Source organism: Enterobacter cloacae complex sp. GF14B, assembly GCF_004136805.1.
Classification (GTDB): domain Bacteria; phylum Pseudomonadota; class Gammaproteobacteria; order Enterobacterales; family Enterobacteriaceae; genus Enterobacter; species Enterobacter hormaechei_C.
In genome coordinates this window covers 1-7,127 of sequence record NZ_QFRV01000126.1, presented here as the reverse complement: position 1 = coordinate 7,127, position 7,127 = coordinate 1, and the positions used below count along the sequence as shown (strand labels likewise).

Annotated in this window: 8 protein-coding genes and 1 pseudogene; all 9 read right to left on the bottom strand. The window is 48.6% G+C overall.

Annotated features, from left to right (window positions below; all coding sequences use genetic code 11):
* Positions 1–125: 125 nt before the first annotated feature.
* Positions 126–491 (bottom strand): annotated as a pseudogene (locus DD606_RS23140) (hypothetical protein); the annotation flags it as partial.
* 12 nt (positions 492–503) lie between these two features.
* Positions 504–914, bottom strand: a complete 411-nt coding sequence (locus DD606_RS23135; protein WP_000985909.1) for a hypothetical protein — start codon at positions 912–914, stop codon at positions 504–506.
* A gap of 100 nt (positions 915–1,014) precedes the next feature.
* Positions 1,015–1,221, bottom strand: coding sequence for a hypothetical protein (locus DD606_RS23130; RefSeq protein WP_000134171.1), 207 nt, complete (start codon positions 1,219–1,221; stop codon positions 1,015–1,017).
* Between the two features lie 60 nt (positions 1,222–1,281).
* Positions 1,282–2,607, bottom strand: coding sequence for a type II toxin-antitoxin system HipA family toxin (locus DD606_RS23125; protein ID WP_000088044.1), 1,326 nt, complete (start codon positions 2,605–2,607; stop codon positions 1,282–1,284).
* A gap of 4 nt (positions 2,608–2,611) precedes the next feature.
* Positions 2,612–2,905: a helix-turn-helix transcriptional regulator gene (locus tag DD606_RS23120; RefSeq protein WP_012477377.1), complete on the bottom strand. Its 294-nt coding sequence runs from the start codon at positions 2,903–2,905 to the stop codon at positions 2,612–2,614.
* Positions 2,906–3,305: 400 nt separating this feature from the next.
* The gene (locus DD606_RS23115) at positions 3,306–4,694 is read right to left on the bottom strand and encodes a hypothetical protein (protein ID WP_000083579.1); all 1,389 of its coding nucleotides are present in this window, start codon (positions 4,692–4,694) and stop codon (positions 3,306–3,308) included.
* A gap of 4 nt (positions 4,695–4,698) precedes the next feature.
* Entirely contained in the window at positions 4,699–5,196 is a 498-nt protein-coding gene (locus DD606_RS23110; RefSeq protein WP_000340139.1) for a membrane protein, read from the bottom strand.
* Positions 5,197–5,398: 202 nt separating this feature from the next.
* Positions 5,399–6,055: a trypsin-like serine protease gene (locus tag DD606_RS23100; RefSeq protein ID WP_000462754.1), complete on the bottom strand. Its 657-nt coding sequence runs from the start codon at positions 6,053–6,055 to the stop codon at positions 5,399–5,401.
* 658 nt (positions 6,056–6,713) lie between these two features.
* Positions 6,714–7,073: a hypothetical protein gene (locus DD606_RS23090; protein ID WP_063945302.1), complete on the bottom strand. Its 360-nt coding sequence runs from the start codon at positions 7,071–7,073 to the stop codon at positions 6,714–6,716.
* Positions 7,074–7,127: the final 54 nt, after the last annotated feature.

The window sequence follows — 7,127 nt, the reverse complement described above, 5'->3', positions numbered from 1 at the left end:
CTCATCAAGGCGCGGGAATAAAATCCCATTCAGACGCCGGATAGATTCAAGCAAGCCAACTTGTCGTCAAAATCGGTGTTGCAAAAACGGGAGTGACCATAGATTCCGTTTTCTGAGACGACCCCTGGATAGGCCAGGTTATATGCTGCGCCTGTGGTCATTTGCTCGATGACCGCAGGTGCATAACCTTCTGCTTCCAGCTTACGATATGCAGCCCGGTAGTCTCTTTGGGTTTTCAGCGGGTATATCTTTCCGCCTTTACCATCGAAAGCGATAAACCAGAAATCGTCCGTGCCAGTTTCCAGATTTCTGCAACGTTTCAGATGCCATCCGCCTTCTCTCGCCCAGATGGTACGGTTATTTCTGGCATTCGTTTTGTCATAACCGTTCTCGTCAAGCCAGCTATCAAAGCTGGTCAGCCCCAGATCCTGAACCTCCAGAGAAGGCACTCGAATGACCTGCAAGGTATGGCGGGGTCTTGGCTCTCTCATCTTGATCTCTTCCTAGCGCTGGTCTGGGAAATACGGATATTGCGGGCCATATTCATAGTCATGCGGGCCTGGCTCAACTTCCCAGAATGGACGGCCGCTAATTGTCTTTGGACCGCGCTCGTTTACGATGTCTTCTACATCCTGAATATTAAATGGCATCGTTGCCAGTAACAGCTGATCTTCGGGTGTCAGCGTCACAGTTGCACCGTCGATACGGCTGTAAAGGTCGGCAAACTGTTTACCTGCACCGTGCAACCGGTGCTCCGCTACACTTCTGATTGCGTGTAAGTCCAGCTCCGCCGCTTCCATGCGATCCACGTATAGTTTCATTTCTTTACGCAAAGCGCTCAGCTCACGGGCTTTAATAAACCCGCAGGCGTACCCACCCAGGGCGATAACTGCAATGATTGCTAAAATTGCCATTTTTTTCTCTCACGTGATTGCGGCCGTTACTCTAGTCTTAATGTGAAGTCTGGGAATTCGCTGGATGTTAAGTACGTTTTCATCCCCAGACTGACAGATGCTAAGGCGCGATCCCAACACTCCATTTGTAAGTATCAGGCCCATCTTCTCCGCTGGTGGCATCTGCTACAATCTGTGCATAACGTTCTCCAGCAAGTTCTCTTACCATCTGATCCACGACCCATTGCAGATGATGCATTTCATCGGTTCCGCCGTAACGACAAGCCAACTCAATAGCCCGCTCTATTCTTTTTTGTTCTTCAGTCATACTGAATCCTCACGCTTACATCAGCTATTCTGAAAACATGCACACTATAAATTGCGGCTGTCATTTCTCAGCCAGGCGCCTGCATTGCTGCCTCATTCCATCAAAAATACTTTCCGCAAGCTGCTGGGGGAACTGGTCCGGAAGAAGCCCGCTAACACGTTCAATGACACCCGGGGTTCTGGCGATGATTTCCTCTATCATCGCCTCTGTCTGCTGTTTACTCAGGCCGGTTATCTCACCATGCCTGATCCAGTGGCGTCGTTGTATTCGATATATCTGGTAATAGTTGCTACTGCCACGTACGGCCATCGCCAGTTTGCACTTCTGCCAGGATATCTGATTGTTCCCATGACCGATCACCGGCCATGCCGACAACACATCATAGAGTGGTGTAAGGTGATAACGTCCCTGTGGCCCAATAGAAATACTGAAATTTTTAGCGTGGCCATCTGTTGCGGCCATCATCCAGAAAACTATCTGCGTCATAAAAAACTGCGCTTTGTCACGCTCAGCACGGTCTGAATTACTCAGAACTTCCATAATTTCCGATATACCTGGCCCGCCGTCCGCCTGATATTTTCGTAATGGCGAAATGCCCAGGGCCTGACACATATCCTCCTGGGGTAAACGAATGATCCATTGTCCGTTTCCTGACCATTTTCGGTCAAAACGTTCTACCACCAGCGCTTTCTGATCTTCAAAGTGAGCAATCTGCGTTCTTGCCACGGGGAGCCCGTACTGTTCGAGAAGTACCGAGCAGAGCCATTCATTTTCAACCGACGAGCGCATGTCGGCTTTCATGTTCCCCACAAGTCCGAGCGGTAGCTTGAATATATGCGTCGTTGGTGTATTACCCTCCGGCATACACCACCGATCTTCATGCCACAGTAGGGCTGTTTTCTCCTGAGCACCGGCAATAGATAAACGTAAGTCGTCGTTATCTTCTGGCCTGCCCGGTAGCAATGTCTCCGTGGTATTACGCAAAGTTGCCGCAATTTCTGATTCAGTAAGCGGGTGATACTTCACGGAATATAAATCTGTGGGTTCATCTCCGTCATGAAGCAGCTGTATCGCGCCCACGCAGTCTTTTCCCAGCTCCGTCAGAAGATCAAAAGGCTCCAGGCTATCGGCCTTGTAACGCATTGCCAGACGTCTGCGTATGCCTTCGCTGTCCGGGAGTAAATTATCAAAATAGTCACGTACCACATTTCCACGCCAGACCTGGTTCCCGGGAGTAAAAGGAAGGGACAATGACAGCGGCCTTCCCTGTTCGTCTGCACTCCAGTCAGGAAGGTATTGTAAGCTGTCTACCCCTTTACTTTTTTCCCAGTATCCGACTTTGATTCCGTTCATCCAGATTGCCAGACGCTGCTGTTTCCGGCTCATATCGTTACCATTTCTCCTGTCGTGCAGGTGAGTTTGATTTAAGCATTTCTTCCGTCTGCTTCCCCTCTGAAGAGGCGGTTGTCGAGGAGAAGCTGATTTTTACGCCCAGGATAGAAAACACCTTGAATAGCCGTTCAATGCTCGCACTGGCAGGGTTGGCTTCCAGACGTGAGTATGTCTGTTGAGTGACCCCTAACCTTTCGGACAGGTCTTTTTGCGTCAGGCCATTCGCCTTGCGAAAACCAATGAGCAAGGGACGCAACTGGTTGAGCGTGTTTAACGGGTAATCATTATTGATCATAAGCTGGCCTCAGTAGTTCCTCTGATACACCTTGTACGCTGTTTTCTAAACATACACCCTAAAAGCTGTAATATCAAATTAACAGCCTAAAAGCTGTTAAATAGAGAGTACAACCTTTAGGCTGTTACTAAGTGGCAGCATAAATCTTTATGAGGTTTGATATGAGAGAACTATCAATAATAAGCCGTTACGCTCGTACAGCATCCGGTAAGAGAGCTGACAGATCAGGATCATCGGTAAACGAGAAGCGGAGTATCTTATGGCCCTGTTGTGAGCTGTATAAATAACTACGAGCTACTCTCTGCCTCGGGGAGGAGGCAGAGAGAGTATTAAAAGCAAAGGCAGACATTTTTAGCAGCTGGTGGGCTATGGGGTTCCGGAGGTGCTCCGGTGAATGTTACTTGACTGGCAAGTTTCCTGCTCTGATGGTCAATGCCTCGATGCTGTCTATATTGTTCTGAAGCCGTTCCAGTTCTGCCTTTTCAATACCGGCCCAAAGCTTTAAGTGTCGCTGATAAAGGGACCACTTGAGTGAGTGAAAACCATTCCAGGCCAACCCCATCCAGGAGGCGTAATTCGCATTGAGAATATTGCCGGTGATATACATTTTACCTGCGTTAACAGCACTGGAAGTTCCATAACCCAGGGCAAGCATCATCCGGAAGCGTGGATTTAGCCGCAACGGCATGGTATCCAGTAAGGTCTCCCCAAAAGCTCCTTTTCCCAGCGATACCTGTTTCGCCACATAGAAAACCCGCATCAAAACTTCCATTATGCTCATCGGAATACTTGTCACGATAAACTGACGAAAGTCATACCCGTTGACATACATGTACTCTATTTGTTTGCCGAAGTTAGAACTCCCCACAGGGATCCCCTCAAGCATACGAAGTAGCCCCATAAAAGGAGCCGGTAACCCCATGCCACGGTTTCCTTTTGCTGAGGGGGCATTAACATCCGATGCCAGGTGTCCAAACATTCTGGCGATGAGCCTGAAAATATTGGTTTCGTCTGTAACGCCTTTACTGGAAGGATAAACCACGATCTGTCCATTCTGAACCACCGTACAGGTCCCGTTCAGCATATCCTTTATACCGAAAATAATGCCCAGTACGGGATCGTGTGACAAAGCTCTTAAGCGGTGATTTGTGGGAGACAAAACGCCACCGGCCGCACCCACTAAATCGCTGCTGATCGAACTGTCTGGTGCCCCTATAGGGAACAAATCTGAGAGTTTTGTACTCAGGTCCTCCGGCAAAATGGCATTGAAGGCTTTCTGCACCTGTTTATTGAAAATACCATCCACTTCTGCCGTAAAGCTCACCGTAGGTTTTGGCGGGGCTCTGACGCAAAGTAAATCCAGCATGGATGCTATGAGCCCGCATCCGCAGGCAATAGCATAATCCCAGGCGTCGAGTGCGTAGCGATCATTAAATTCTTTAATATGATTCTGGATCCGGGCATCTACAACAGCCAAGTCATCCGTGGAGAGTATTGTGGCCAGTCCAATATCACCGCATACACGCTGGTTAGCCTCGCTATATATAGTCTTGAGACCAGTAGAATGCATGGCAGTATCTGAAGGGGTCATTTCTCGCAGATGATGTTCTTTAAGCGCCAGATGCTCCGCTTCATCAAGTTCAGTGCCGCTGATTAGCCCGGTCAACTGTGCCTTAAGGCTCTCTATATCACTGTTAATTGTCTCGTGAGCGTTCGCGATATCCTGACCACGGAGCTGAATATAACGGATGGCCCTGAACTCATCATCATAAGGAGACTGACTCATGTGTTTACCTCACCGCGACCAGGCTACCTTTTGGAGCTTTCTTAGTAAGCATGTCGATTGTTGCCTTGATGCCAGCAATTTCTGCCTTAAAATATTCCGCATTCGACATCAACCTTTCCTGAACTTCGTAGAGCTTTTGGATGGCCTGACTAAGGGCGGCTGTCAGTTTCGCATTTTTTTTGTGTTTCACTATCGCGTACCCGCCAATCCCTAACACAGCTACAGGTGCGGCCAATACCGCAATGCCTGCAACCATACCGCCACCGACGATAGACCCTGCTGTAGCGAGCCCGGAGGTTATGCCTGCTGCTGACACTCCCGTTGTACCAAGCGTATAGAGAGCACCGAAGGAAGCCGCTGCGCCTACGCCTGACCCCGCCAAAGCTGCTGCGCCCTCAGTAATACCCGGGAACTTATTTTCAAGCGCCTGAAGAGCACTTGTAACTTCATCCATTGCCTTCTTGCGAATTTTTTCGAGCTCTTCAGTTTCGGTAGCGTCCATTACAGGCCTCGTATTCATAACTTGCTGTGTGATAGGTGAAAAAGAGCACCATAAAAGTGATGAAGAAATCATGACTTACTATTGTGGCACTTTCGAGTTCATGTTTGTCAGTTTCAATGCTGTTGCTGTTAGTAAGGGCAGACGCCATATCGGGCAGACCCAAAATAACTATCGTGCCAGCGTCATTTTGGAACTGACTTTGCTAAAAATCAGTAGCGGACTGAACAGACATGTGTGGATTTGAATCTGGGCAGGTTCCAGACATTATTCCAACCAGACTTCCAATGACAAAATGCTCGTCATTCTCGGAGACGACATAGGGTCCACCAGAGCAACCATCGGTGTTGAAATGTGCTATTACAAAGCGAGTTGTGAGATGTTGGGGAGAATGATTTGAGCAATTTAAAGGCCAAATGCCTGAAACTTCACCAGGGAATGTCGAAATTGTTGTCTCATTCATTGGATATCCGACACCCAATGTACCCATGCCAGCTGCGGGAGCCAGGACCTTAAAGTAACTACTTACAGGCTGTTGTATTCCAGCTGGTAATACGATTTCTGCACTGTCAACAAACGGAATGCCGTCTTTAAAGTCTGCCCTGTCATTAGCCTCATTGAGAATGAAATCGACTAGAACAGGCTCTTCGTTCACCAGTCCTTGATGGTTAAGAAATTTGACGTAAAGTTTAAGTGTATTGCTGACGGGATAAATTTTTCCAAGAGCATTGGTAACAACATGGGCTGCGGTGAGAATCTTTTGCTGCTGACCATTATCGAAACCAAACGCAGTTGCTTCGAGATGGCTACTAAAATGAGGATCATTGCTTACATAGATTTTACAAACGTAGTTTTCAAACATTATTTCCTCCTTTTGCCGGTACCTAATCAGTTACACGGCTGCATGTTATAAACAACTAAACTCGCTTCCTGATATTTGAGTTTGTATGTTTTGCCAGGCACCAGCTCACCTCTGAAACACGGTTAGTCTCCTCCATGACATGGTTATGGCGATGGTCAGAAACTGTTATCGACGAAAGGCTGGAATTCCTTTAATGGCATTATCCATTTCAAGTCGTATGTCCTGAACGGGAGCGTATATTTTTATGATTCCAGATCTTAACCCTGAAACATTCCCCGTATCAAAACTGACCCGTTACAGATAAGTCACCACCGGTGCTGTCGATTAATTTAGTGAATTGCATGTCCTCATCCCATAAAGGGTAGGGCCTACCCCCGGCATCGAGCAAACCTGACCACCCTGCCCTTATTAAGACCCCACATGCGGCAATGGTGCCCTGTCCACGTCGCCCGCGAACTTTGAGGAAATGGGGAGAAAATAAAAAGAAAACAAAAAGTTATCGGCTGAAGTACCGGCGCAGATCGGGAATCAGGCGAAGCCTGACAGCACGTTAGGGCCTGGCAGGGGGCTTGAGGGATGAGGACATGCAATTGTGATAACCTTCCCGCCACGGGGTCGGTTAAATTCGTATCCTGCCGGTGCAATTCCAACGGCCGCGTTACCAGTTCGCCGGGTAGCATGGCCAGCAAAGCCAGGCATCGAGCACCCGGGTTTCACTGACGGCCGCTGCATAGACGCCGGTATCCGGGAAGAAATAAACCGGGGTGGCGTTGTTCAGCTGGTCGCCTTCATCGGCCAGAGCGCCGATCACCTCATGAGGCTTAAGCAGCATATCCGTTAAATATTCATCCGGGTGGATGGCATTCAGCGATATGGCCATCTCCAGAAATTCATCCAGGGTATGGCGGGTACGATACCCCCGGAAAACCTCGTATGAAGGCGTGAGGCACTGTTGCAAATAGTCGGTGGTGATAAACTTATCATCCCCTTTTGCTGATGGAGCTGCACATGAACCCATTCAAAGGCCGGCATTTTCAGCGTGACATCATTCTGTGGGCCGTACGCTGGTACT

Excerpts from the sequence above, each read along its gene's own strand:
- DD606_RS23130 (WP_000134171.1), bottom strand. The coding sequence starts at position 1,221 with ATGACTGAAGAACAAAAAAGAATAGAGCGGGCTATTGAGTTGGCTTGT.
- DD606_RS23110 (WP_000340139.1), bottom strand. The coding sequence starts at position 5,196 with ATGGACGCTACCGAAACTGAAGAGCTCGAAAAAATTCGCAAGAAGGCA.
- DD606_RS23115 (WP_000083579.1), bottom strand. The coding sequence starts at position 4,694 with ATGAGTCAGTCTCCTTATGATGATGAGTTCAGGGCCATCCGTTATATT.
- DD606_RS23125 (WP_000088044.1), bottom strand. The coding sequence starts at position 2,607 with ATGAGCCGGAAACAGCAGCGTCTGGCAATCTGGATGAACGGAATCAAA.
- DD606_RS23090 (WP_063945302.1), bottom strand. The coding sequence starts at position 7,073 with ATGGGTTCATGTGCAGCTCCATCAGCAAAAGGGGATGATAAGTTTATC.
- DD606_RS23100 (WP_000462754.1), bottom strand. The coding sequence starts at position 6,055 with ATGTTTGAAAACTACGTTTGTAAAATCTATGTAAGCAATGATCCTCAT.
- DD606_RS23135 (WP_000985909.1), bottom strand. The coding sequence starts at position 914 with ATGGCAATTTTAGCAATCATTGCAGTTATCGCCCTGGGTGGGTACGCC.